The sequence below is a fragment of the Chthonobacter rhizosphaerae genome, assembly GCF_013839525.1.
Taxonomy (GTDB): domain Bacteria; phylum Pseudomonadota; class Alphaproteobacteria; order Rhizobiales; family Pleomorphomonadaceae; genus Chthonobacter; species Chthonobacter rhizosphaerae.
Map to the genome: position 1 here is coordinate 182576 of NZ_JACDIS010000004.1, position 25808 is coordinate 208383.

Here is a 25808-nt window from a genome sequence, read left to right on the forward strand (position 1 = left end):
AGTTGTCGCGGCCGTCCCACAAAGACGCTTTGGAAGTGGGCGACGGCCGTCGCCCGGGAGGCCGATCTTGGAAATCAAGTGGCTGGAGGATTTCGTCAGCCTCGCCAACACGCGCAGCTTCTCCAAGTCGGCGGTGGAGCGCCACGTCACCCAGTCGGCGTTCAGCCGCAGGATCCAGCAGCTGGAGCAGTGGCTCGGCGTGCCGCTCGTGGACCGGTCCACCTACCCGACCACCCTCACCGCCGAGGGCCGCCGGTTCCGCGAGACCGCCGAGGAGGTGCTGCGGCTCCTCTACGTGGAGCGATCGCAGCTCCGCTCCGGCCGCCTGCCGACCCAGAACACCGTCACCCTCTCCACCCTGCACGCCCTCTCGATCAACTTCTTCCCCACCTGGCTGAAAGCCGTGGAGGAGGGCTTCGGGCCGATCAACGCCCGGCTCATCACCGACAATTTCCACGATTCCGTGCGGGTGTTCGCGGAGGGCGACTGCGACTTCCTGCTCACCTACGTGCACAACAGGGTGCCGGTGCTCCTCGACCCGGAGCGCTATCCGTCCCTGGAGCTCGGGGCCGACCGGCTGGTTCCCGTCTCCGCGCCCCTGGAGGACGGCCGGCCGCGCTACACCCTGCCGGGCACGCCGGACCGGCCGGTGCCGACGCTCAACTACCTGCCGGAGACCTTCCTCGGCAAGCTCGTCGGCATCCTGGTGGCGGAACGCGGCGAGACGCTGCATCTCGCCAGCATCTACGAGAACGCCATGGCCGAGGCGCTGAAGATGATGGCCATCACCGGCCGCGGCGTCGCCTGGCTTCCGGAGAGCAGCGTGCGCCAGGAGATCAAGGCTGGCGTCCTGGTGGCGGTGGACCCGAGCGTGTCCGTGGAGATGCGCATCCGCATCTACCGTTCCATGGACAAGGTCCGGCCCACGGTGGAGCGCCTCTGGCGCTTCCTGAAGGACCGCGCGGCGGTGCCGGCCGTCGCCTGACGGGAACGGTGAAGATTCTGCTTCCCATCCAGGCAGGCCTTATATTTAATCAAGCTTCACGCCGATGTGGACAAGCTGCGCTTGCACAGCGGCCGACTGGTTTCCCATGAAAATTCGGAATTGGAAATATCTAAATCGAATTGGATACGGAAACCGCTGGCGTACTATCCAACCTGGTCCCTTGAGGACCGAAGCAAGATCAAACCGGCAGGGAAACTTTCATGGTGTATCGTAAGTGGAAGACGGCAGCGCTCGGGGCGGCGATGATCCTCGGTACGGCCGCCGCGTCGTCAGCGGCGACCCTTGACGAGGTTAAGGCGAAGGGCTTCGTCCAGTGCGGCGTGAACGCGGCGGGCCTCCAGGGCTTCGCGGCGCCGAACGACAAGGGCGAGTGGAGCGGCTTCGACATCGACATCTGCCGCGCGGTCGCGGCCGCTGTGTTCGGCGACGCCACCAAGGTGAAGTTCACGCCGCTGACCGCCAAGGAGCGGTTCACCGCGCTCCAGTCCGGCGAGATCGACGTCCTGTCGCGCAATTCGACCTGGACCATGTCCCGCGACACCCAGCTCGGCATCGTGTTCACGGGCGTGAACTACTACGACGGCCAGGGCTTCATGGCCAAGAAGTCCCTCGGCGTCTCGTCCGCCAAGGACCTGAACGGCGCGTCCATCTGCGTCCAGTCCGGCACCACGACCGAACTGAACCTCGCCGACTGGTTCCGCGCCAACAATCTGCAGTTCAATCCGGTGGTGTTCGAGAAGCAGGAAGAAGCCGACGCCGCTTATGATTCCGGTCGCTGCGACGCCTACACCACCGACGCGTCCGGCCTCTACTCAATCCGTCTGAAGCTCGCCAATCCGGACGAGCACGTGGTGCTGCCGGAGATCATCTCCAAGGAGCCGCTCGGCCCGTCCGTCCGCCAGGGCGACGACCAGTGGGCGCTCATCGTCAAGTGGGCGCTGTTCGCCATGGTCAACGCCGAGGAACTCGGCGTCACCCAGGCCAACGTGGAGGAGCAGAAGACCGGCTCCGCCAATCCGGAGGTCAAGCGCCTGCTCGGGACCGATGGCGACTTCGGCAAGTCGCTCGGCCTCACGCCCGATTGGGCCGTGAACGTCATCAAGGCCGTCGGCAACTACGGTGAGAGCTTCGAGCGCAACGTCGGCCAGGGCTCGCCCCTGAAGATCGCGCGCGGCCTCAACGAGTTGTGGTCCAAGGGCGGCATCCAGTACGCGCCGCCGGTCCGCTGAGCAGGCCGGATCCTTCCGTACGACGTCCAGGCATCGTCGCGACCACCCTGCTGCGGGTGGTCGCGACGACACCGCCCGGGCATCCCTTGATCGTCGCCCGGTTCATCGCGCGCGGGCGGCCGCCGACGAGGTCGAGCCATGACGCTGCGTGACGCTGCCCCGTCCACTCCGTTGTCCGGCCAGAGGGGGTCCGGATCATCCTGGCTGTACGATCCGACGATTCGCGGCATCGTCTTCCAGGTGCTCCTGGTCGTCGGTCTGGCGCTGTTCGGCTGGTGGGTCGTCCACAACACGATCGTCAACCTGCGCGCCGCCAACATCGCGTCCGGCTTCGACTTCCTGAGCACGCGGGCGGGCTACGACATCGCCCAGAAGCCGATCGACTACACGATCGACGACACCCACGGCCGCGCCTTCCTGGTCGGCCTCCTCAACACCCTCGTCGTCGCGGCGATCGGCGTCGTCCTCGCCACCGTCCTGGGCTTCTTAGTCGGCATCGCCCGCCTGTCGCCCAATTGGCTCCTCGCCAAGGTGGCGTCGGTCTACGTGGAGACCTTCCGCAACATCCCGCTGCTCCTGCAACTGCTGTTCTGGTACAAGGCCGTGCTGTCGGTGCTGCCGGGACCGCGCCAGGGCCTCGCGCTGCCCATGGGCAGCAACCTCTCCAACCGCGGTCTGATCATCCCGCGTCCGGTCATTGGCGAGGGCTTCGAGTTGGTCGTCGGCGCCGTAGCGGTCGCCCTGGCGGCGGCCTTCGGCCTGTCGCGCTGGGCGCGGGCCCGTCAGATGGCCACGGGCCAGAGCTTTCCGTCCGGTCTCGCGGGTCTCGCCCTCGTCGTCCTGCTGCCGACCTTCGCCTACGTGCTCGCAGGCATGCCGATCACGCTCGAATATCCTGAACTGAAGGGCTTCAACTTCGCCGGCGGTCTGGTGCTGAAGCCGGAGTTCATGGCTCTGCTGCTCGGCCTCACGATCTACACGGCGTCCTTCATCGCCGAAGTGGTGCGCGCGGGCGTCCTCGCCGTTTCGCACGGCCAGACGGAAGCAGCCTACGCGCTCGGTCTGCGGCCCAGCCGGACGCTGCGCCTCGTGATCGTCCCGCAGGCCATGCGGGTGATCATTCCGCCGCTCACGAGCCAGTATCTGAACCTTACCAAGAATTCCTCGCTAGCGGTCGCGGTCGGTTATCCGGATCTCGTCGCGGTCTTCGCCGGGTCGACTCTGAACATCACCGGCCGCGCCGTGGAGGTGATCTTCATCACCATGTCGGTCTACCTGGTGATCAGCCTCCTGACAGCCGCTTTCATGAATTGGTTCAACGCGCGCGTCGCACTGATCGAACGCTGAGGCACCGATGACAGACGTAGCCTCTCCCGGCCCGGACGCCCGCTCCGCCATCTACGTGCGCGGCACCTTCGTTCCGCCCTCGCCGCCGCCGGGGTCCACCGTCGGCCCGTTCGGCTGGGCCCACAAGAACCTCTTCTCGTCGCCGTTCAACATCGCGGCGACGATCCTGACGGCGCTGTTCCTGGCCTGGGTGGTGCCGCCGCTCCTCGACTGGCTCATCTTCGACGCCGTCTGGACGGGTGAGAACCGGGAAGCCTGCCTGCCCGTGGACGGCCGGGAGGTCGGCGCCTGCTGGGCCTGGGTGCAGGCCAAGTTCGGCCAGATCCTCTACGGCCGCTATCCGCTGGACCAGCGCTGGCGGGTGGACCTCACCGCCCTCCTCTTCGTCGCCGGTCTCGTGCCCCTGGCAATACCGAAGGTGCCGTACAAGCGCGAGAACACCATCCTGATGCTGACGGCCTTTCCGGTCGCCGCCTTCATACTACTCTACGGCGGCTTCGGCCTGCCCGTGGTTGAAACCGCTCTCTGGGGCGGCCTTCTGGTGACCCTGGTGGTGGCTGTCACGGGCATCGTGGCGTCCCTGCCGCTCGGCATCCTGCTCGCGCTCGGCCGCCGGTCCAAGCTGCCGATCGTGAAGACCGTCTCGGTGATCTTCATCGAGTTCTGGCGCGGCGTGCCGCTCATCACCGTCCTCTTCATGGCGTCGGTGATGCTGCCCCTGTTCCTGCCGTCGGGCGTGAACTTCGATAAGCTGCTGCGGGCGCTGATCGGCGTCGCGCTGTTCTCGGCCGCCTACATGGCGGAAACGGTTCGCGGCGGCCTACAGGCCATTCCAAAGGGCCAATACGAGGCCGCGGCCGCCATGGGCCTCGGCTACTGGCAATCCATGCGGCTCGTCATCCTCCCGCAGGCCCTCAAGATCGTGATCCCGGGAATCGTGAACTCCTTCATCAGCCTCTTCAAGGACACCTCGCTGGTGCTGATCATCGGTCTCTTCGACGTGCTCGGGATCATCCAGCTGAACTTCAGCGATGCGAACTGGTCGGCGCCGACGGTTCCGGCGACCGGATTCGTGTTCGCCGCCATCGTTTTTTGGATCTTCTGTTTCGGCATGTCACGCTACTCTCAGTACATGGAGCGCCGACTCGAGACCGGCCACCGCCGCTGACGGACCCTAGCGGACCGCAAAAGGCGTGAATGACCAACAAGAACGCAGGGAACAGGACGTCATGACCAACATCGCCGCCGAAGACCTCTCCGCCGACCGCTCCAAGATGACCGTCGGATCACAGGTCGCCGTGGAAATGATCGGCGTCAACAAGTGGTACGGCGAGTTCCACGTGCTTCGGGACATCAACCTGACGGTCCGCAAGGGCGAGCGCATCGTCATCTGCGGTCCGTCGGGCTCCGGCAAGTCCACCATGATCCGCTGCATCAACCGACTGGAGGAACACCAGAAGGGCCAGATCATCGTGGACGGCACCGAACTCACCAACGATCTGAAGAAGATCGACGAGGTGCGCCGCGAGGTCGGCATGGTGTTCCAGCACTTCAACCTGTTCCCGCACCTCACCATCCTGGAGAACTGCACCCTGGCGCCGATCTGGGTGCGCAAGATGCCGAAGAGGCAGGCCGAAGAGGCCGCCATGGAGTATCTCGCCAAGGTGCGGATCCCCGAGCAGGCGCACAAGTATCCGGGCCAGCTGTCCGGCGGTCAGCAGCAGCGCGTGGCGATCGCCCGCTCGCTCTGCATGAATCCGAAGATCATGCTGTTCGACGAGCCCACTTCGGCGCTCGACCCGGAAATGGTCAAGGAAGTGCTGGATGTCATGATCTCGCTTGCCGAGAGCGGCATGACCATGCTGTGCGTCACCCACGAGATGGGCTTCGCCCGGCAAGTGGCGAACCGGGTCATCTTCATGGACCAGGGCCAGATCGTCGAGCAGAACGACCCGGAGGCCTTCTTCACCAACCCGCAGCACGAACGGACCCGGCTCTTCCTCAGCCAGATCCTGCACTGACCGCGGACCGCGCCGCAAGGACGAACGGAAAGGGCCGGAGCGATATCCCGCTCCGGCCATTTTCTCATCGGGGTCCGGCGCCTTCGGCTCACCCGTAGCGCTTCTCCAGGATGTCGAACAGGGCGCGGATCACCTGGGCCTCGCCGCCGTCCGGCTGGCCCGGCTTGGCGGACGGGGTCCAGGCGAAGATGTCGCCGTGGAGCCAGGTCTTCGCCTGCTCCACGAAGCGGCCGAGGAAGAGGGCGGCCGTGATCGAGCCCGCGAACCCACCGGCCGTGACGTTGTTCATGTCCGCCACCTTGGACGACAGCAGCTGGTCGTAGGCCGGCCAGAGCGGCATCCGCCAGAGCGGATCGTTGACCCGCAGCGACGCGGCCGCCAGATCCGCCGCGAAGGCGTCGTCGCGGGTGTAGACCGGCGGCAGGTCCGGCCCGAGGGCCACGCGGGCGGCCCCGGTCAGGGTGGCGAGATCGACGAGAAGGTCCGGCGCCTCCTCGTCGGCGAGCGCGAGCGCGTCGGCGAGGATCAGCCGCCCTTCCGCGTCCGTGTTGCCGATCTCCACGGTCAGGCCCTTGCGGCTGCGGTAGACGTCGCCCGGCCGGAAGGAGCGGCCCGAGATGGCGTTCTCCACGATCGGCGTGATCACCCGCAGGCGGACCCGCAGACCCGCCTCCATGATCATCTGGGCGAGGCCCAGCACGTTGGCGGCGCCGCCCATGTCCTTCTTCATCAGGAGCATGCCGCCGTCGGACTTGATGTTCAGCCCGCCGCTGTCGAACACCACGCCCTTGCCGACCAGGGTGACCTTCGGGTCGCGCTCGTCACCCCACACGGCGTCGACGATCCGCGGCGCCGAAGCGCTGCCGGATCCCACCGCGTGCACCAGCGGGAAGCCGTGGGCGAGGAGGTCGTCCCCGACGATCTCGTTCACCCGGGCTCCGTGCCGATCCGCCACGGCCCGCACGGCCGCCGCGAGATCCTCCGTGCCCAGGTCGTTCGCCGGCGTGTTGACGAGATCGCGGACCAGGTAAACAGCCCGGGCCGCCCGGTCGAGCGCGCGGGCGTCCACCGTGGAGGGCACGACGAGCCGCGGCGCGCCTTCCTTCGGCTTGACGTAGCGGTCGAACCGATAGCTGCCGAGCGCGAACGCGAGCACCGCCAGCGGGAGATCGCCCTCGAAGGTGGCGAGGCGATAGAGCCCCGGCGGCAGCGCGGTCGCAAGCTTGCCGACCAGGAAGGGCGAGCGTGCCTTGTCGCCGGCCTTGCCGAGGCCGAACAGCACCGCGGCGGGAGCGCCCGATCCGTCCGGCACCATCAGGTGACTGCCGGCCGCCGCCTTGAAGCCGTTCGCCGACACCCAGCCGGCAGCCCTCTCGCCAAGCGCCGCCACGGTCTCCGGCAGGGCCTCCTCGGTGATCACGTGGACGGACATGGCGGGTTCGACAGTATCGGCGGCGACAAGGGCTGGCAGCAAGATCGATCTCCTCACGGGGGGCGGGTCGCCAGGGCCGTGGGGCCGGCGGCCGGGCGGCGATCATGACGGTGCGGACGCCCGCCCGCAAGCCGCCGCGCTCCCCCGCCGCCAGCGCGACCATCGGCAGAAGCGACAGGTCGGGCGGCCGGGTTAACCAGTCATTAGGGTTAACGGATTATGCCTGAGAGCCACAGACCGCCGCTCCGGATCGACCGATGCCCATGCTCGCCCGCCGTCGCCTTCCCACTCTCGCCGCGCTCCTCCTGCCGGTCGCCGCGGCCCTCGCCGGCTGCCAGTCGGGATCGGCGGTCGGCAGCCACGGCGGCGTCACGGTCACCGGCTCGACCAACCTCTCCGACCAGCAGATCGCGGAAGCCACCCGGATCTGGGGCGGTCGCTACGACAAGGACCCGAAGGACAAGGCCACCCTCCTGAACTTCGCCGCCGCCCTTCGGCTGAACGGCCAGGCCGACCAGGCGGTCGCGGTCATGCGCCGGGGCGTGCTGGCGCACCCGAAGGACCAGGAGGTCGCCGCCGCCTATGGCAAGGCGCTCGCTGCCAATGGCGAATTCGAATCGGCCCTGCGGGTGATTCGGGACGCCCAGACGCCCGAGCGTCCGGACTGGAAGCTGCTGTCGGCCGAAGGCGCCATCCTGGACCAGATGGGCCAGACCATGGAGGCCCGCACCCTCTACGAAAAGGCGCGCGTGCTCGCACCGGAGGAGCCGAGCATCCTCAACAACCTGGCGCTCAGCCATCTTCTCGCCGGCGATCTCACCCCCGCCGAAACGCTGCTCCGGCAGGCGGCCGCCTCGCCGCGCGCGAACAGCCGGATCCGCCAGAACCTCGCCCTCGTGATCGGCCTCCAGGGGCGCTACGCGGAAGCCGAACAGGTTGCCGCCGCCGAGATGGACCCGACCCAGGCGGCGGCGAACGTCGCCTATCTGAAGAGCATGATGGCCCAGGCCAACACCTGGAACCAGATCAAGGCTGCGGACAAGAAGAAGACGTCCTGACCCTCGTCCCGGACGGAAGGCACCAAGGCTTCGCCGGGCCGCGCTCAAGCGTCTCGCTCAAGCGCTCCGGACCGGGGCGGCGCACCCCGCCGCAGCGGGCGGAGCTTGATCCGCCGGCCCGGCCTTGCGAAAAGGCCGCCATGCCGCCCGCCCTTCCCCGCCTGCCGATCGACGACGCGCTCCCGGAGCTTCTGCGCACCCTCGCGTCCCGCCCGCGCGCCGTGCTTGTGGCGCCGCCCGGCGCCGGCAAGACGACCCGCGTGCCGCTCGCCCTTCTCGGGGAGCCCTGGCGCGGCGACGGGCGCATCCTCCTCGTGGAGCCGCGCCGCATCGCCGCCCGGGCCGCCGCCGCCCGCATGGCCGACAGCCTGGGCCAGAGCGTGGGCGAGACGGTCGGCTACCGGGTGCGCCTCGACAGCCGGGTTTCCGCCCGCACTCGGATCGAGGTGGTCACCGAGGGCGTGTTCACCCGGATGATCGTGGACGATGCCGCCCTCGACGGGGTGGCGGCGGTTCTCTTCGACGAGTTCCACGAGCGAAGCCTCGACGGCGACCTCGGCCTCGCGCTCGCGCTCGACAGCGCGGAGGCCCTGCGCGACGACCTTCGCCTCCTCGTCATGTCGGCCACGCTCGACGGCGCCCGCGTCGCCGGCCTCCTCGGCGACGCGCCGGTGGTGGCGAGCGAGGGGCGCGCCTTTCCGGTGGAGACCCGCCATAGCCCCCGCGACCCGCTGGTCCGCTTCGAGGACCAGGTGGCGAGCCTCGTCCTGAAGGCGCTCGCCGAGGACGCCGGCTCCGCCCTCGTCTTCCTTCCCGGCCAGGGGGAGATCCAGCGCGTCGCCGAACGACTGAAACAGCGCCTGCCGGCGGATGCGGAGCTCGCCCCGCTTTACGGCGCCCTCACGCCCGCCGAGCAGGACCGGGCCATCCGCCCGGCGCCGCCGGGCCGGCGCAAGGTGGTGCTCGCCACCTCCATCGCCGAGACCTCGCTCACCATCGAGGGCGTCCGCATCGTGGTGGACGGCGGTCTCGCCCGGGTTCCCCGCTTTGAGCCGGGCACGGGCCTCACCCGGCTGGAGACGGTGCGGGTCTCGCGCGCCGCGGCGGACCAGCGCCGGGGACGCGCCGGGCGCACGGAGCCGGGCGTCTGCTGGCGGCTCTGGGCCGAGGGCCAGACCGCCGCCCTGGAGCCGTTCGACCGGCCGGAGATCCTGGAGGCCGACCTTGCCTCCCTCGTGCTGGATCTCGCCGCCTGGGGCGTCCACGATCCGGCCGCCCTCGCCTTCCTGGACCCGCCGCCCCGACCGGCCTGGGACGAAGCCGTGAAACTCCTGAAGGGCCTTGACGCCCTCGACGACGATGGCCGACCCACCGCCGCCGGTCGGGCGCTCGCCCGCCTGCCGCTTCATCCGCGGCTCGCCCACATGGTGGTGGAAGCGGCGCGGGAGGGCGAGGCGCGGCTCGCCGCCGACATCGCGGTCGTCCTCACCGAGCGCGGCCTCGGCGGCGACGGCACCGATCTCGCGGACCGGCTCCGGCGCTTCCGGTCGGACCGCTCCCCGCGCGCGGAGGACGCCCGCCGGCTGGCGGTCCGCTGGGTGGCGGCCGCCGGCGGCGGACGGGTCCAGGATGGAGGCCGTCTCGAGGACGCCGGCCGCCATCTCGCCAGGGCCTATCCGGACCGGGTGGCCCAGGCCCGCGGCGCGCGTGGCGGTTTCCGACTCGCCAACGGCCGGGGCGGGTCCCTGGAGGACCACGACCCTCTCGCCCGCGAGGCCTTCCTGGTGGTGGCGGATCTCACCGGCACCGCCGAGAAGGCGCGCATCCGGCTTGCCGCCGCCCTCGACCGGGCGGACGTGGAGGCGGTGTACGCCGGCCGCATCCGCGACGGCGTGGTGGTGGCGTGGGACCAGGCGGCCCGGGCCGTCCGGGCACGCCGTGTGCGCCGCGTGGAGGCGCTGGTGCTCGCCGAGGAGCCGGCCCCCGTGCCGGCCGGGGCCGGGACGGCGGAGGCGCTCGCCCTCGGGATCAAGGACATCGGGGTGGACCGGCTGCCCTGGTCGAAGGACCAGAAGGCGCTCCGCGGCCGCGCCACCTTCCTGCGCGAGACCGTCGGAGAGCCGTGGCCGGACCTTTCGGACGACGCGCTCCGGGAGGCCCTGCCGGGCTGGCTGGCGCCACACCTTTTCGGCCTGTCGCGCTTCGACGAGGTGGATGCGGGCGTCCTGGCGGCGGCGCTCGACGGCCTCCTGCCCTGGTCGCTCCGCCAGGAGATGGACCGCCTGCTGCCGAGCCATTTCGAGGCGCCCACGGGCAGCCGCGTGCCGATCGACTACGGGGCGGAAGGCGGCCCCGCCATCACGATCCGGGTGCAGGAACTGTTCGGCCTCGACCGGCACCCGAGCGTCGCCGGCGGGCGCGTGCCCCTCGCGGTGGTGCTGACATCCCCCGCCCATCGGCCGATCCAGACCACCAAGGACCTGCCGGGCTTCTGGCGCGGCTCCTGGCGCGACGTCGCCAAGGACCTCAAGGGCCGCTACCCCCGCCACCCCTGGCCCGACGACGCCCTCGCCGCGCCGGCGACGACGCGGGCAAAGCCAAGAGGCACGTGAGGCTGGCGATTTCCGGGGACGACGGGCCCGGAGACGTGCGCAGTCTTGAAGTCCGCTTCCGTCATCCCGGCGAACGCTGGGAGCCGATTGAGGCCGGCATCATCCGCGACGGCTCGCCCAATCCCGCCGCCAGCTGGATCCCGACCTTAGCCCGGATGGCGGTCACGCACGAGCGCCGTCCGGAGGAGCGCTTCCGCCGCTTAACAAGTCCCGCTCTCACACCGTGATCTTCGCCCGCACCGCGTCCTCGTCCATGGTGTCCTTGGTGCCGGACATGATCACCTCGCCCCGGTCCATCACGACGAAGCGGTCGGCGAGGTCCTTGGCGAAGTCGAAATACTGCTCCACCAGCACGATCGCCATGGTGCCCTGGTCGCGCAGGTAGCCGATGGCCCGGCCGATGTCCTTGATGATGGACGGCTGGATACCCTCCGTCGGTTCGTCCAAGACCAGGAGGCGCGGCCGGGTCACGAGGGCGCGGCCGATGGCAAGCTGCTGCTGCTGACCGCCCGAGAGGTCGCCGCCGCGCCGCTTCAGCATGTCCTTCAGCACCGGGAAGAGCTCGAACACCGTCTCCGGCACATGCCGATCCTTGCGGGCGATCGGCGCATAGCCGGTCTCCAGGTTTTCCTTCACGGTGAGAAGCGGGAAGATGTCGCGGCCCTGGGGCACGATGGCGATGCCTTTGCGGGCGCGGTCGTGCGGCGTGAGACGGGACACGTCGGCCCCTTCCCAGACGATCCTGCCGCCGGAAATGCCCTGCAGGCCGACGATGGCCCGCATCAGCGACGTCTTGCCGACGCCGTTGCGCCCCATCACGCAGGTGACCTTGCCGGGTTCGGCCACCAGCGACACGCCGCGCAGCGCCTGAGCGGCCCCATAGTGCAGGTTCACGGCTTCAACGTTCAGCATCGGGTCTCACCTGCGGTTCTCGTCGGTCTAACCGGATGGGCGGGAATCGAACGTCGCGCCCGCCCCACCCACCCCCACCCTGCCCTCCCCCGCAAGGGGGGAGGGGGGAGCCTCTTTCCCTATCGGTGCACGCAGCAGAAGGGGCGCCGCAATCGACCGAATGAGCGCCCGAACAGGCCCTCCACCCATCCACCCATCGTCCCCTCCCCCCTTGCGGGCGAGGGACAGGGTGGGGGTCGCCGGCCGCATCCGCACCCGGTCTCCGGCTGCACCGGCATCCGGTCGTCGACCGAACCCGCCGCCCCTCACCGTCCCAGATACACTTCCACCACTTTCGGATTGCTCGACACCACGTCGAGCGAGCCTTCCGCCAGCACGGACCCCTCGTGCAGCACCGTCACTTTCACGCCGAGATCCCGCACGAACGTCATGTCGTGCTCCACCACCACCACCGACTGGGTCTTGGCGATCTCCTTCAGCAGGAGGGCGGTCTCGGCGGTTTCCGCGTCGGTCATGCCGGCGGCCGGCTCGTCCACCAGCAGCAGGCGCGGCTCCTGGGCGAGCAGCATGCCGATCTCCAGCCACTGCTTCTGGCCGTGGCTGAGGCGGGCGGCCAGCATCGCGCGCTTGTCGGTCAGGCGGGTGGTGGCGAGGAGTTCGTCCACCCGGGCGGCCTCCGCCTTCGTGGTCTGGTGGAACAGGGTTGCGAAGGCGCCGCGCTTGGCCTTCAGGGCGAGGACGATGTTGTCCTCCACCGTGTGGCTCTCGAACACGGTGGGCTTCTGGAACTTCCGGCCGATGCCGAGATTGGCGATCTTGGCCTCGTCCAGCCGGGTCAGGTCCGTCGAGCCCTCGAACAGCACGTCGCCGGTGTCGGGCTTCGTCTTGCCGGTGATGATGTCCATCATGGTGGTCTTGCCGGCGCCGTTCGGGCCGATGATGGCCCGCATCTCGCCGGGCTCCAGCACCAGGGACAGGTTGTTGATCGCCTTAAACCCGTCGAACGCCTTGTTGACGCCGTCGAGATAGAGGAGCGTGCCGGCGGCTTTGTCGGTCATGGGTCGGGCTCCTTACTCGGCCGGTTCCGCCGCGAGGGCGGCGGGGGTGGCGGGCCGGCGTCGGTTCGCCCAGAAGGCCTGCACGGTCCCGACGATGCCCTTCGGCAGGAAGAGCGTGACCACGATGAAGAGGGCGCCGAGGGCGAACAGCCAGAGCTCCGGCAGGACGCCCGTGAACCAGGTCTTGCCGAAGTTCACCGCCACAGCGCCCACGATCGGGCCGATGAGGGTGCCGCGGCCGCCGACCGCCACCCAGATCACCGCCTCGATGGAGTTGGCGGGTGCGAACTCGGACGGGTTGATGATGCCGACCTGCGGCACGTAGAGCGCCCCGGCGACGCCGGCCATCATGGCCGAGAGCGTCCAGACGAAGAGCTTGTAGTTCTCCACACGGTAGCCGAGGAAGCGGGTGCGGCTTTCCGCGTCGCGCACGCCGACCAGCACCTTGCCGAGCTTGGACCGGGCGATCGCGGAGGCGATGAAGAAGGCGAGCGCCAGGAAGAGCACCGTCAGGGCGAACAGGGTGGCGCGCGTCGTGTCGGCCTGGACGTTGTAGCCGAGGATGTCCTTGAAGTCGGTGAGGCCGTTGTTGCCGCCGAAGCCCATGTCGTTGCGGAAGAAGGCGAGCAGCAGCGCGTAGGTGAGCGCCTGCGTGATGATGGAGAGGTAGACGCCCGTGACGCGGGAGCGGAAGGCGAACCAGCCGAACACGAAGGCGAGCGCCCCGGGCACCAGCAGCACCATCAGGGCGGCGAACCAGAACATGTCGAAGCCGTACCAGAACCAGGGCAGCTCCTTCCAGTTCAGGAAGACCATGAAGTCCGGCAGGATCGGGTCGGCGTAGACGCCCCGGGTGCCGATCTGGCGCATCAGGTACATGCCCATGGCGTAGCCGCCGAGGGCGAAGAAGGCGCCGTGGCCGAGGGAGAGGATGCCGCAATAGCCCCAGACGAGGTCGACCGCGAGGGCGAGCAGCGCATAGGCGAAATACTTGCCCATGAGCGTGACCGCGTAGGTGGGCACGTGCAGCGGATGGTCGGCCGGAAGATAGAGGTTGGCGGCCGGCACCAGGAGCGCGATGGCGACCAGGATGGCGACCACGATCCGCGCCCGGGTGTCGAAGCCGTTGAGGAGGAAGCCCGTGATCATGCCTCGATCGCCCTTCCCTTGAGCGCGAACAGGCCGCGCGGTCGCTTCTGGATGAAGAGGATGATGAAGACGAGGAGCAGGATCTTGCCGAGCACCGCCCCCGCGTAGGGCTCCAGGAGCTTGTTGGCGATGCCGAGCGTCATGGCGCCGACGAGCGTGCCCCAGAGATTGCCGACGCCGCCGAACACCACCACCATGAAGCTGTCGATGATGTAGCCCTGGCCGAGGTTGGGCGAGACGTTGTCGATCTGGCTGAGGGCGACGCCCGCGATGCCGGCGATGCCGGAGCCGAGGCCGAACGTGAAGGCGTCCACCCACGGCGTGCGGATGCCCATGGCGCTCGCCATCTGGCGGTTCTGGGTCACGGCCCGGGTCTGCAGGCCGAACGGCGTGCGCTTCAGGACGAGCATCAGGCCGGCGAACACCACGAGGGCGAACACGATGATCCAGAGCCGCGACCAGGTGACGGCGAGTTCTCCCACCGTGAAGGAGCCGGACATCCAGGACGGATTGCCGACCTCCCGGTTCTGGGCGCCGAAGATGGTGCGCACCGCCTGCTGCAGCATCAAGGAAACGCCCCAGGTGGCGAGCAGCGTCTCCAGCGGCCGGCCATAGAGCCAGCGGATCACCGAGCGCTCGATCAGGACGCCGACGCCGCCCGACACCAGGAAGGCGAGCGGCAGGGCGATCAGGAGCGAATAGTCGAACAGGTCCGGCGCGGAGGTGCGGATCACCTCCTGCACCACGAAGGTCACGTAGGCGCCGATCATCACCATCTCGCCGTGGGCCATGTTGATCACGCCCATCACGCCGAAGGTGATGGCGAGCCCGATGGCGGCGAGGAGGAGCACGGAGCCGAGCGAAAGGCCGTAGGTGATGTTCTGCGCCGCGTCCCAGAGGAGAAGGCTGCTCTCGATGGAGGTCGAGGCCTTGCGGGCGGCCTCGCCGACGGCGCCGTTGGCGCCCGTGTAGGACGCCAGCATGGCGAGGGCGTCGCGGCCGCCGAGATCGCCGATGGTCTCGATGGCGGCCAGCTTGTCGGCCTCGGGCAGGTCGGATTCCAGCACCGCCGCGGCGCGGGCGGCGACCATCACGACCTTGATCCGCTCGTCCGTCTCGGCCGCGATGGCGGCGTCGAGCGCCGGGATGGCGGCGGCGTCCTTCGACTTCATCACCGCCTCGGCGGCGGAGCGGCGGACAGCCGGGTCGTCGCTGCGAAGGGTCAGCGTGCCGACGGCCGCCGCGATGGTCCGGCGCAGGCGATTGTTGACCCTGATCTTCTCCACGGCCGCCTTCGGCGCCGTGCCGAGGTCGGCGCCGGTCACCGGGTCGGTCAGCTTGAATTCCCGCCCGGCGGCCTCTGCCTTCACGACCGCCTTGTCGGTCTTGCGCACGAAGAGGTCGCCCTCGCCAAGCGCGTCCAGGATGGCGGAAACGCGGCCGTCGCCGGTGGCGGCGAGGGACCCGATGGCCGCGTCGGCCTCGTCGAAGCCGCCGACGCCCAGCTGGTTGACGAGCCGGGTCAGGTCGGCGTCGGCGATCACGGTCGCGGCCGGCGCCGCGACGGCGGACAGCATCAGCCAGAGGGCGGTGATCAGGACCGAAAAGTAGCGCATGGGTTCACCCGCTCCTGCTTCCCCCGCCGCAGCCTCGGCGGACGGCGCGACACCGGGCGGGGCGTTCACCCCTCCCGGCGCCATGAGCCATGCAAGCGGCCCGCCACGAAGCGGGCCGTCGCTCGTTCAGGTCGGCCTCAGCCGCCGCACTTGCCGGTGACGACGTTGAAGTTGCCGCACGACATGGGCTTGCGCCAATCGGAGATCAGGTCCTTGGAGCCGTCCAGGTAGTCGGACCACTCGTCGCCGACCACGAGGCCGTCGGTCTGCGAGACGATGTCGAACTGGCCGTCCGCCTGGATCTCGCCGATCAGCACCGGCTTGGTGATGTGGTGGTTCGGCATCATGGCCGAGTAGCCGCCGGACAGGTTCGGCACGGAGACGCCGATCAGGTTGTCGATCACCGGGTCGGTGTCGGTGGTGCCGGCCGCCTCGACCGCCTTCACCCACATGTTGAAGCCGATGTAGTGGGCTTCCATCGGGTCGTTGGTGACGCGCTTGTCGTTCTTCACGTACGCCTGCCAGCCCTCGATGAACGTGGCGTTCACCTCGGCGTCGACCGACTGGAAGTAGTTCCAGGCGGCCAGATGGCCGACCAGCGGGCCGGTGTCGAGGCCGGCGAGCTCTTCCTCGCCCACCGAGAAGGCGACGACCGGGATGTCCTCGGCCTTGATGCCCTGGTTGCCGAGCTCCTTGTAGAAGGGCACGTTGGCGTCGCCGTTGATGGTCGAGACGACGGCGGTCTTCTTGCCGGCCGAGCCGAACTTCTTGATGTCGGCGACGATCGACTGCCAGTCGGAATGACCGAACGGCGTGTAGTTGATCATGATGTCCTCGGCGGCGACGCCCTTGGACTTCAGGTAGGCTTCCAGGATCTTGTTGGTGGTGCGCGGGTAGACGTAGTCGGTGCCGGCGAGCACCCAACGCTCCACGCCCTCTTCGGCGGCGAGATAGTCCACCGCCGGGATCGCCTGCTGGTTCGGGGCGGCGCCGGTGTAGAACACGTTGCGCTCGCTCTCCTCGCCCTCGTACTGGACCGGGTAGAAGAGGATCGAGTTCAGCTCCTTGAACACCGGCAGCACGGACTTGCGCGACACCGAGGTCCAGCAGCCGAACACGACGGAGACCTTCTCCTTCTCGATCAGCTCGCGCGCCTTCTCGGCGAAGAGCGGCCAGTTCGACGCCGGGTCGACCACCACCGCCTCGAGCTTCTTGCCGAGGACGCCGCCCTTCTTGTTCTGCTCCTCGATGAGATAGAGGATCGTGTCCTTGAGGGTGGTCTCGGAGATCGCCATGGTGCCGGACAGCGAGTGCAGCACGCCGACCTTGATGGTGTCCTCCTGGGCGGACGCGGCGGACAGCCCCGTCGCGGCCATGAGCGAGAAGGCAAGGGCGCCGACGAGGCCCTTGGACGGACGAATGCTCTTCATCTGATGTCCCCCTGTTGTGCGATCCTCATGGCAGGTCGGCTGGGCCGCGCTGCTCGAGGGGGGACTTTGGACAAGGGGACCGTCGCCGGGTATACGTCGATTGCCGCAAATCGTGACCTGCCCCAAAAGCAAGCAACTGCACAGATGCGCGCCAGCTCGTGCCCAAACCGCTCCCTTGCCGGGGCGGAAGGCCGGGGCGGCATCTTGCGCGGCTCTTGCATGGGGGAATGCCCCCGCGGGGCCTGCGGCGACGACCGGCGCGCCCGCCGGCGCCGCGGCGGGACACGGCGGACGTTCCCGCCGCGGACAGATCCGGGCGGCCGGTGGAGACCTTGGAAAGCGGCATGGCGGGACGGCAGCGCATCATCCCGGTGAGACGGCGGTACAACCAGTGGGTCGCGAACGAGACCCTGGAGGACTATGCCCTCCGGTTCACCGCCAAGCGGGCCCGGCGCTGGTCCGCGCCGCGGGTGGCGCAGACCGCCATCGGGGCCATCTCCTTCCTGGCGCTGGAGGCGATCGGCGGGGCCATCACGCTCTCCTACGGCTTCACCAACGCGGTCGCCGCCATCCTGATCGTCGGGGCGATCATCTTCGTCACCGGCCTGCCGATCGGCACCTATGCGGCGCGCTATGGCGTCGACATCGACCTCCTCACCCGCGGCGGCGGGTTCGGCTACATCGGCTCCACGGTCACGTCGCTGATCTACGCCACCTTCACGTTCATCCTGTTCGCCATCGAGGCGGCCATCATGGCGACGGCGCTGGAGCTCTGCTTCGGCGTGCCGCTCTGGCTCGGCTACATCCTCTCCTCGCTCGCCGTCATCCCGCTCGTCACCCACGGCATCGCGTGGATCAGCCGGTTCCAGCTCGCCACCCAGCCGCTCTGGATCGTCCTCAACCTGCTGCCGCTGCCTTTCATCCTGATGAAGGATTGGGGCACCGTGAGTCTCTGGACGAGCTTTCCGGGCCTTGCTCCGCCCACCGACGGTGGCGACGGCTTCGATCTCCTGCGCTTCGGCGGCGCGGCGTCCGTCATCCTCGCCCTCCTGCCGCAGATCGGCGAACAGGTGGACATCCTGCGCTTCATGCCGGCGCGCACCTCCGCCAACAGCCGGAAGACCCGGGCGACATGGCTGCTCGCCCTCGTCGCCGCCGGCCCGGGCTGGATCATCCTCGGCATCCCGAAGCTCCTGTTCGGGTCCTTCCTGGCGGTCGTGGTGCTCAACGCCGGCGTCGGCGCGGACCACGCGGCCGAGCCGGCCTACATGTACAAGGTGGCCTTCGACTACGTCTTCCCGACCGAATGGGTGGTGCTCGCCTGCACGGCCCTCCTGGTGATCGTGTCGCAGCTGAAGATCAACGTGATGAACGCCTACGCCGGGTCGCTCGCCTGGTCGAACTTCTTCTCCCGACTCACCCACAGCCATCCCGGCCGCGTGGTGTGGCTGATGTTCAACGTCGCGATCGCGCTCCTGCTAATGGAGCTCGGCATCTACCGGGCGCTGGAGCAGACGCTCGGGCTCTTCGCCATCGTGGCCGTCGCCTGGCTCGGCGCACTCGTCGCCGACCTCGGCATCAACAAGCCCCTCGGCCTCTCGCCGCCGGGCGTGGAGTTCAAGCGGGCCCACCTCTACGACGTGAACCCGGTCGGCGTCGGCGCCATGGTGGCGGCGATCGCGGCGGCGCTCGCGGCCCTCTCCGGCGTGTTCGGGCCGGAAGCGCAGGCGCTCGCTCCGTTCGTCGCCCTCGCGGTCTCGCTCGTCACCGCCCCCTTGATCGCCGCCGCCACCCGCGGCCGCTACGCCCTCGCCCGCAAGCCGCGTCGGGCCTGGGCCGGCCAGGGGCAGATCGAGTGCCGGGTCTGCGAGAATCCGTTCGAGCCGGAGGACATGGCCTTCTGCCCGGCCTACGCGGCGCCGATCTGCTCGCTCTGCTGCTCGCTCGACGCCCGCTGCCACGACCTCTGCAAGCCGAAGGCGCGGCTGCAGAACCAGGTGATCACCAGCCTGCAGGCCGTGCTCCCCCGGCGCGCCGCCGAGCGGCTCAGCCCCAGCCTCGTCCAGTACGCGGGCGGCATCCTGCTCTGGGTGGCGGTGATCAGCCTCGTGCTCGGCCTCATCCACGCCCAGGTGCCGCCGGGCGACCCGGCCCAGCTCGCCACCGTGGAGCGGGCGCTCTGGGGCGCCTTCTTCGTGCTCCTCATCGTGGCCGGCATCGTCACCTGGTTCTTCGTGCTCGCCCAGGAGAGCCGCCGGGTGGCCCAGGAGGAGTCGGCCCGGCAGACCACGCTCCTCCTCCAGGAGATCGAGGCGCACCGGCGCACGGACGCCGCACTCCAGCGGGCCAAGGAAGTGGCCGAGGCCGCCAATCTCGCCAAGAGCCGCTACGTGGTCGGCCTCAGCCACGAACTCCGCACCCCCCTCAACGCGGTGCTCGGCTACGCCCAGCTGATGGAGCGCGACCCCAGCCTGCCGGCCACCCCGCGCGGCAACGTCGGCATCATCCGCAAGAGCGCGGAACACCTGTCGCGCCTCATCGAGGGCCTCCTCGACATCTCCCGCATCGAGGCGGGCCGCCTGCAGATCCAGCGCGCGGAGGTGCGCATCGGCGACCTCATCGATCCGCTGGTGGAGATGTTCCGCATGCAGGCGACCGGAAAAGGCCTGGAGTTCCGCTACCTCAGGGCGGAGAACCTGCCCGAGGTGGTGCGCGCCGACGAGAAGCGGCTGCGCCAGGTGCTCATCAACCTCCTCTCCAACGCCATCAAGTTCACCGACGCCGGCCACGTGACGCTCCGGGTCGCCTACCGCAGCCAGATCGCCACGATCACGGTGGAGGACAGCGGCATCGGCATCCCGGAGGAGGACCTCGCCCGGGTGTTCGAGCCGTTCGAGCGCGGCGCCCAGGCGCGCGCCCAGGCGGCGCCGGGCCTCGGCCTCGGCCTCACCATCACCAAGATGCTGGTGGAGCTGATGGGCGGCGAGATCGCCCTGGAGAGCGGCCCGGCGGGCAGCGCCTTCAAGGTCCGCCTCATGCTGACCGCCGTCAGCGACCCCCGCCCGGCCCAGGCGCCGGCGGCCCGGGTGGTCGGCTACGTGGGCGACCGGCGGACCGTGCTCGTCGCCGACGACGACGCCACCCACCGGAGTCTCGTGCGCGACATCCTCACGCCGCTCGGCTTCGCCGTCCTGGAGGCCGCGGACGGGCCCGGCTGCCTGTCGCTCGTGGAGGCGATCCGGCCGGACCTCTTCCTTCTCGACGTGTCCATGCCGGGCATGAGCGGCTGGGATCTCGCCCGCGCGCTCCGGGCCGGCGGCCACGACGCCCCCATCCTGATGCTCTCCGCCAACCTCGGCGTCGGCACGGACGCGGCTGAGGCGGATGCCGCTTGGGACGGCACCATGTCGAAACCCTTCAGCCTCGCGGCGCTCCTGGAGCGGATCGGCGCGCTCACGGGGCTCACCTGGGTGGAGGAGACGGACGGCGCCGTCGGCACCCGGCCGGCGGTGGTGCCCCCTGGAGCCGTGGCCTCGCCGGGCTCCATGCACGTGCGGGAACTGGTCCAGCTCGGCCGGATTGGCTATGTGCGCGGCATCGAGGCCAAGCTCGCCGAGCTCGAGGCGGACGAGGCGGCGCGACCCCTGGTGGAAGACCTGCGCGACTACCTGAGGCGGTTCGATTTCCGCGGCTATCTCAAGCGGCTGGAGGCGCTCGATGACGGCGGGTGACCCGGTCTCCCGGCGCGACACGGTGCTGGTCGTGGACGACTCGCCCCAGACGCTCCGGCTCCTCACCGACGCCCTCGACGAGACGGGCGCCATGGTGCTGGTCGCCCTCGGCGGCGAGGAGGCGCTGGAACTCGTGCGCCAGATCACGCCCGACATCATCCTGATGGACGCGGTCATGCCCGGCCTCGACGGGTTCGAGACCTGCCGGCGCCTGAAGGCCGGCCCGCTCGCCCACGTGCCGGTGATCTTCATGACCGGCCTCAGCGAGACCGAGCACATCGTGAAGGGCCTGGAGGCGGGCGGCGTGGACTATGTCACCAAGCCGCTCGTCATCGACGCCCTGCTCGCCCGCATCCGGGTCCATCTCGCCAACGCCCGCGCGGCCCAGAGCGCCCGGGCCGCCCTTGACACCGCCGGCCGGCACCTGCTGGCGACCGACGGCGAGGGCCGCGTGCGCTGGTCCACGCCGCAGGCGGCGCGGCTCCTCGTCACGGCCCTTCCCGGCGAGGACGACCGCACCCTCCTTCCCGACGAGGCGATCGCCTGGCTGAAGGGCCTGGCCGGCGGCGAGGTCAGCACGTCCTTCGACATCCCGGTGCCGAGCGGGCCGCGGCTCACCCTCTCCTTCGTCGGCCGGGTCGGCGGCGACGAATACCTGTTCCGGCTCACCGGCGAGGACCTGGACGCCCGCACGCTCCTGCTGCGCGAACGCTTCCAGATCACCAACCGGGAGGCCGAGGTTCTCCTCTGGATCACCCACGGCAAATCCAACCGGGACATCGCCGAGATCCTAGGCCTGTCGCCCCGCACGGTGAACAAGCACCTGGAGCAGGTCTATGCCAAGCTCGGGGTGGAGAACCGCTCGTCGGCGGCGGTGGTGGCCCTCCGGGCCCTCGGCGACCGATGACGACGCGACTTGGGCCCGGCCGACGCCACGCGGCCGTTCCGCCGGACCACCATTCGGTATACACACGGGTTTCCCATAAGCGGGATCCATCAGGAGCCACTCCATGACGTCCACCACGCCGACACCGGACCGCCGCACCATCGTGCTGACCGGCGCCAGCCGCGGCATCGGCCATGCCACCGTGAAGCGGTTCTCCGCCGCCGGCTGGCGCGTCATCACCTGCTCGCGCCACCCCTTCTCCGACCGGTGCCCGTGGCCCATGGGACCGGAGGACCACATCCAGGTGGACCTGTCCGACCCGGAGAACCTCGGCAACGCCGTCGCCGAGATGCGTCAGCGCCTGGAAGCGGACGGGGGCCGGCTCGACGCGCTGGTCAACAACGCCGGCATCAGCCCGAAAGACGAGGGCGGCAAGCGCCTCGATTCCATCGCGACGCCCATGCACCAGTGGCGCACCGTCTTCCAGGTGAACTTCTTCGCTCCCATCCTGCTCGCCCGGGGCCTCTTCCACGAACTGAAGCGGGCCGGCGGCTCAGTGGTGAACGTCACGTCCATCGCGGGCGCTCGCGTCCACCCGTTCGCGGGCTCGGCCTATTCCACCTCCAAGGCCGCGCTCGCGGCGCTGACCCGCGAGATGGCGGCCGACTTCGGGCCCCACGGCATCCGGGTGAACGCCATCGCGCCCGGCGAGATCGACACCTCCATCCTCTCGCCCGGCACCGAGAAGATGATCGACGACATCCCGCTCCGCCGCCTCGGCCAGCCGGCCGAGGTCGCCGACACGATCTTCTATCTCTGCACCCAGGCGTCGTCCTATGTGACCGGCGCGGAGATCCACGTGAACGGCGGCCAGCACGTCTGAGCCGAGGCATGGTGATCCGGGCGCGCGCGCCCAGGGTTGTCGATAGAGGCCGGGCCCGACGGATCGGCTGGCCCGGCGTCTGCAAGGTCGAATGAAAAAAGGCCGGACGGGGCGCCCCCGTCCGGCCTTTCGTCTCATCCGTCCAGGCTCATCCTCGGCCGGGATCCACGCCGGGTCCCTCACCCGAGGCCCGGGATCCGGCCTCAGCCGAGCGCCGCGAGCGCGCGCTTGGCCATCACCTTCACGAGGTTCGCCCGGTAGGCGGCGTCGCCGTGAATGTCGGAGAGCATGCCCGACGGGTCCAAGGAGAGGCCATCGAGGGCCGACGGCGACAGATCGGAGGCGAGCGCGGCCTCCGCGTCCATCCAGCGGAACACGCCGTCCGAGCCGGCGCCCGTCACCGCCACGCGCACGCCGTCGCCGGTCACCGCCACGAACACGCCCGTCATCGCATAGCGCGAGGCCGGGTTGGCGAACTTGGCGTAGGCGGCCTTCCGGGGCACCGGGAACACGAAGCGGACGATGATCTCGTCCTCCTCGAGCGCCGTCGTGAACATGCCGGCGAAGAAGTCGTCCGCCGGGATCTCGCGCTTGGTGGTGACCACCGTTGCGCCGAGACCGAGCACGGCGGAGGGATAGTCCGCCGCCGGGTCGTTGTTGGCGACCGAGCCGCCGATGGTGCCCAAGTGGCGCACGTGCGGGTCGCCGATGCCGCCCGCCAGCTTGGCGAGCGCCGGGATCGCGGCCTTCACGTCCGCGGAGGTGTGGACCTCCGCGTGCGTGGTGCCGGCCCCGATCGTGACCGTGCCGCCGGAGACCGTGATCCCCTTCAGCTCGGCGATCCGGCCGAGGTCGATCAGGTTGGCCGGCGCGGCGAGCCGCTGCTTCATGGTCGGGATCAGGGTCTGACCGCCGGCGAGCAGCTTCACGTCCTCGGCCGAGGCGAGGAGCGACGCCGCCTCCTGGACGGTCGACGGCCGGTGATAGGTGGTCTGGTACATGAGGTCCGTCCTCCGTCAGGCCGCGTTGATCGCCGCCCACACCTTGGCCGGCGTGGCGGGCATGGAGAGGTTGTTGTTGCCGATGGCGTCCGTGATGGCGTTGATCACGGCCGGCGGCGAGCCGATGGCGCCCGCCTCGCCGCAGCCCTTCATGCCGAGCGGGTTGCCCGGGCAGAGGGTGGTGACGTGGTCCACCTTGAAGGACGGTACGTCGTCGGCGCGCGGCATGCAGTAGTCCATGTAGGAGCCGGTCAGCAGCTGGCCGCTCTCCGGATCGTAGGAGACGCCCTCCATCAGCGCCTGGCCGATGCCCTGGGCGAGACCGCCGTGAACCTGGCCTTCCACGATCATCGGGTTGATGATCCGGCCGAAGTCGTCGACCGCCACGAACTGGACGATCTCGGTCTTGCCGGTGTCCGGATCGACCTCGACCTCGCAGATGTAGGTGCCGGCCGGGTAGGTGAAGTTGGTCGGGTCGTAGAAGGCGCTCTCCTTCAGGCCCGGCTCCATGCCGGCGGGCAGGTTGTGGGCCGTGTAGGCGGCCAGCGCCACCTGGAAGAAGGGCAGCTTCTTGTCGGTTCCGGCCACCTTCAGTTCGCCGTCCTCGATCACGATGTCGGCCTCGGAGGCCTCCATCAGGTGGGCGGCGATCTTCTTGGCCTTGGCCTCGACCTTGTCGAGCGCCTTGACGATCGCCGACATGCCGACCGCGCCGGACCGCGAGCCGTAGGTGCCCATGCCGAACTGCACCTTGTCGGTGTCGCCATGGACGATCTGGACGTTGTTGAGGCCGATGCCGAGCCGCTCGTTGACGAGCTGGGCGAAGGTGGTCTCGTGGCCCTGGCCGTGGCTGTGGGAGCCGGTGAGGATCTCCACGGTGCCGACCGGGTTCACCCGCACCTCGGCGGATTCCCAGAGCCCGACGCCCGAGCCGAGCGAGCCGACCGCCTGGGACGGCGCGATGCCGCAGGCCTCGATGTAGCTGGAGAAGCCGATGCCGCGCAGCTTGCCGCGGGTCTTGGCCTCCGCCTTGCGCGCCGGGAAGCCGGCGTAGTCGACGGCCGCGAGGGCCTTGTCGAGGTTGGCCTCGAAGTCGCCGGCGTCATAGGTGAGGATGACGGGCGTCTGGTAGGGGAACTGGCGGATGAAGTTCTTCCGCCGGAGCTCCGCCGGGTCCATGCCGAGCTGGCGCGCCGCCGTCTCCACCAGCCGCTCCACGATATAGGTGGCCTCCGGCCGACCGGCGCCGCGATAGGCGTCCACCGGCGTGGTGTTGGTGTAGACCGCCTTCACGTTGGTGAAGATCGCCGGGATCACGTACTGGCCCGACAGGAGCGTGCCGTGCAGGTAGGTGGGCGTCGCCGACGAGAAGGTCGACATGTAGGCGCCGATGTTGGCGATCGTGTCGGATCGGAGCGCCAGGAAGGTGCCGTCCTCGGCGAGCGCGAGCTTCGCCTTGGTGACGTGGTCGCGGCCGTGGCAGTCGGTCAGGAAGGCTTCCGTGCGGTCGGAGGTCCACTTCACCGGCCGGCCGCCGATGCGCTTGGACGCCCACAGGCAGGCGGTCTCTTCCGGGTAGATGTAGATCTTGGCGCCGAAGCCGCCGCCGACGTCCGGGGCGACCACGCGCAGCTTGTGCTCCGGCGCGATGCCGACGAAGGCGGAGAGCACCAGGCGCGCCACGTGCGGGTTCTGGCTCGTGGTGTAGAGGTCGTAGTGCTCCTCGGCCTCGTCGTAGTAGCCGATGGCCGAGCGCGGCTCCATGGGGTTCGGCGACAGCCGGTTGTTGATGATGTCGAGCTCCACCACATGGGCGGCCTTGGCGAAGGCGGCCTCGGTGGCCTCCTCGTCGCCGAGCACCCAGTCGAAGATCAGGTTGCTGGGGGCCACGTCGTGGATCAGCGGCGCGTCCGCGTCCATGGCGCGGGCCGGGTCGACCACGGCCGGAAGGATCTCGTAGTCCACCTCGACCAGCTCCGCGGCGTCGCGGGCCTGGGCCTTGGTCTCGGCGATCACGAGGGCAACCTGGTCACCCACATGGCGCACCCGCTCGTGGGCGATCGCCGGATGGGCGCCCGCCTTCATGGGCGTGCCGTCGCGCGAATGAATCATCCAGCCGCAGATCAGGCCGCCGATGCGGTCGCCGGCGAGATCGGCTCCGGTCAGGATCTCGATCACGCCCGGTGCCGCCTTGGCGGCCGTGGTGTCGATCGACAGGATCTTGGCGTGGGCGTGGGGCGAGCGCACGAACACCCCGTAGGTGGTGTCCTTCAGGACGATGTCGTCCGTGTAGCGGCCCTTGCCGGTGATGAAGCGACGGTCTTCCTTGCGGGTGACGCGCGCGCCGATGCCTTCAACTCCCATGGGTTCCTCCCCTTGTGGCCTTCGAAGGTCCCCTCCCCCGCCCGTCGGCGGCCGGCCCCGTCGCGCTCCCTCC

The 25808-nt window shown here is 69.5% G+C and carries 18 protein-coding genes; 10 read left to right on the top strand and 8 right to left on the bottom strand.

Features of this window, described 5'->3' with window-relative positions; all coding sequences use genetic code 11:
• Positions 1–67: 67 nt before the first annotated feature.
• From HND91_RS09070 to HND91_RS09090, 5 genes are all read left to right on the top strand, one after another.
• Positions 68–985 carry a LysR family transcriptional regulator gene (locus tag HND91_RS09070; protein ID WP_181706240.1) on the top strand — a complete coding sequence of 306 codons (918 nt, stop codon included), beginning with the start codon at positions 68–70 and terminating at the stop codon, positions 983–985.
• 221 nt (positions 986–1206) lie between these two features.
• Positions 1207–2235 carry an amino acid ABC transporter substrate-binding protein gene (locus HND91_RS09075; RefSeq protein ID WP_181706241.1) on the top strand — a complete coding sequence of 343 codons (1029 nt, stop codon included), beginning with the start codon at positions 1207–1209 and terminating at the stop codon, positions 2233–2235.
• A 138-nt stretch (positions 2236–2373) separates the two neighbouring features.
• A complete protein-coding gene (locus HND91_RS09080) occupies positions 2374–3582 on the top strand; it encodes an amino acid ABC transporter permease (RefSeq protein WP_181706242.1) in 1209 nt (402 codons plus the stop codon).
• A 7-nt stretch (positions 3583–3589) separates the two neighbouring features.
• Positions 3590–4750 carry an amino acid ABC transporter permease gene (locus HND91_RS09085; protein WP_181706243.1) on the top strand — a complete coding sequence of 387 codons (1161 nt, stop codon included), beginning with the start codon at positions 3590–3592 and terminating at the stop codon, positions 4748–4750.
• A 61-nt stretch (positions 4751–4811) separates the two neighbouring features.
• On the top strand, positions 4812–5603 hold the full coding sequence (locus HND91_RS09090) for an amino acid ABC transporter ATP-binding protein (RefSeq protein ID WP_181706244.1): 792 nt from the start codon (positions 4812–4814) through the stop codon (positions 5601–5603).
• Positions 5604–5691: 88 nt separating this feature from the next.
• On the opposite strand, the gene HND91_RS09095 is transcribed toward HND91_RS09090, so the two are convergent.
• Positions 5692–7074, bottom strand: coding sequence for a leucyl aminopeptidase family protein (locus HND91_RS09095; protein WP_425485432.1), 1383 nt, complete (start codon positions 7072–7074; stop codon positions 5692–5694).
• Positions 7075–7292: 218 nt separating this feature from the next.
• Between HND91_RS09095 and HND91_RS09100 the strand changes: the two genes are divergently transcribed.
• Positions 7293–8093: a tetratricopeptide repeat protein gene (locus HND91_RS09100; RefSeq protein ID WP_181706245.1), complete on the top strand. Its 801-nt coding sequence runs from the start codon at positions 7293–7295 to the stop codon at positions 8091–8093.
• A 140-nt stretch (positions 8094–8233) separates the two neighbouring features.
• A complete protein-coding gene (gene hrpB / locus HND91_RS09105; protein WP_181706246.1) occupies positions 8234–10705 on the top strand; it encodes an ATP-dependent helicase HrpB in 2472 nt (823 codons plus the stop codon).
• 216 nt (positions 10706–10921) lie between these two features.
• On the opposite strand, the gene urtE is transcribed toward hrpB, so the two are convergent.
• From urtE to urtA, 5 genes are all read right to left on the bottom strand, one after another.
• Positions 10922–11617 carry an urea ABC transporter ATP-binding subunit UrtE gene (urtE, locus tag HND91_RS09110; RefSeq protein WP_181706247.1) on the bottom strand — a complete coding sequence of 232 codons (696 nt, stop codon included), beginning with the start codon at positions 11615–11617 and terminating at the stop codon, positions 10922–10924.
• Between the two features lie 305 nt (positions 11618–11922).
• Positions 11923–12675: an urea ABC transporter ATP-binding protein UrtD gene (urtD, locus tag HND91_RS09115; RefSeq protein ID WP_181706248.1), complete on the bottom strand. Its 753-nt coding sequence runs from the start codon at positions 12673–12675 to the stop codon at positions 11923–11925.
• Positions 12676–12687: 12 nt separating this feature from the next.
• Positions 12688–13824, bottom strand: a complete 1137-nt coding sequence (gene urtC / locus HND91_RS09120; RefSeq protein WP_181706249.1) for an urea ABC transporter permease subunit UrtC — start codon at positions 13822–13824, stop codon at positions 12688–12690.
• A complete protein-coding gene (gene urtB, locus HND91_RS09125) occupies positions 13821–15440 on the bottom strand; it encodes an urea ABC transporter permease subunit UrtB (RefSeq protein ID WP_181706250.1) in 1620 nt (539 codons plus the stop codon). The genes urtC and urtB overlap by 4 nt, the downstream gene beginning before the upstream one ends.
• Positions 15441–15577: 137 nt before the next feature.
• Complete coding sequence (gene urtA, locus HND91_RS09130) at positions 15578–16816, bottom strand: urea ABC transporter substrate-binding protein (protein WP_425485433.1); 1239 nt, start codon at positions 16814–16816, stop codon at positions 15578–15580.
• A gap of 398 nt (positions 16817–17214) precedes the next feature.
• Between urtA and HND91_RS09135 the strand changes: the two genes are divergently transcribed.
• The 3 genes from HND91_RS09135 (at position 17215) to HND91_RS09145 (ending at position 22370) form a co-directional block, all read left to right on the top strand.
• Complete coding sequence (locus tag HND91_RS09135; protein WP_181706252.1) at positions 17215–20601, top strand: hybrid sensor histidine kinase/response regulator; 3387 nt, start codon at positions 17215–17217, stop codon at positions 20599–20601.
• Positions 20588–21508 (top strand): response regulator transcription factor, encoded by a 921-nt coding sequence (locus tag HND91_RS09140; protein WP_181706253.1) that lies wholly within the window; start codon positions 20588–20590, stop codon positions 21506–21508. The genes HND91_RS09135 and HND91_RS09140 overlap by 14 nt, the downstream gene beginning before the upstream one ends.
• A gap of 103 nt (positions 21509–21611) precedes the next feature.
• On the top strand, positions 21612–22370 hold the full coding sequence (locus tag HND91_RS09145; protein ID WP_181706254.1) for an SDR family NAD(P)-dependent oxidoreductase: 759 nt from the start codon (positions 21612–21614) through the stop codon (positions 22368–22370).
• Positions 22371–22573: 203 nt separating this feature from the next.
• On the opposite strand, the gene HND91_RS09150 is transcribed toward HND91_RS09145, so the two are convergent.
• Entirely contained in the window at positions 22574–23371 is a 798-nt protein-coding gene (locus HND91_RS09150) for an FAD binding domain-containing protein (RefSeq protein ID WP_181706255.1), read from the bottom strand.
• Positions 23372–23386: 15 nt separating this feature from the next.
• The gene (locus tag HND91_RS09155; protein ID WP_181706256.1) at positions 23387–25735 is read right to left on the bottom strand and encodes a xanthine dehydrogenase family protein molybdopterin-binding subunit; all 2349 of its coding nucleotides are present in this window, start codon (positions 25733–25735) and stop codon (positions 23387–23389) included.
• Positions 25736–25808: the final 73 nt, after the last annotated feature.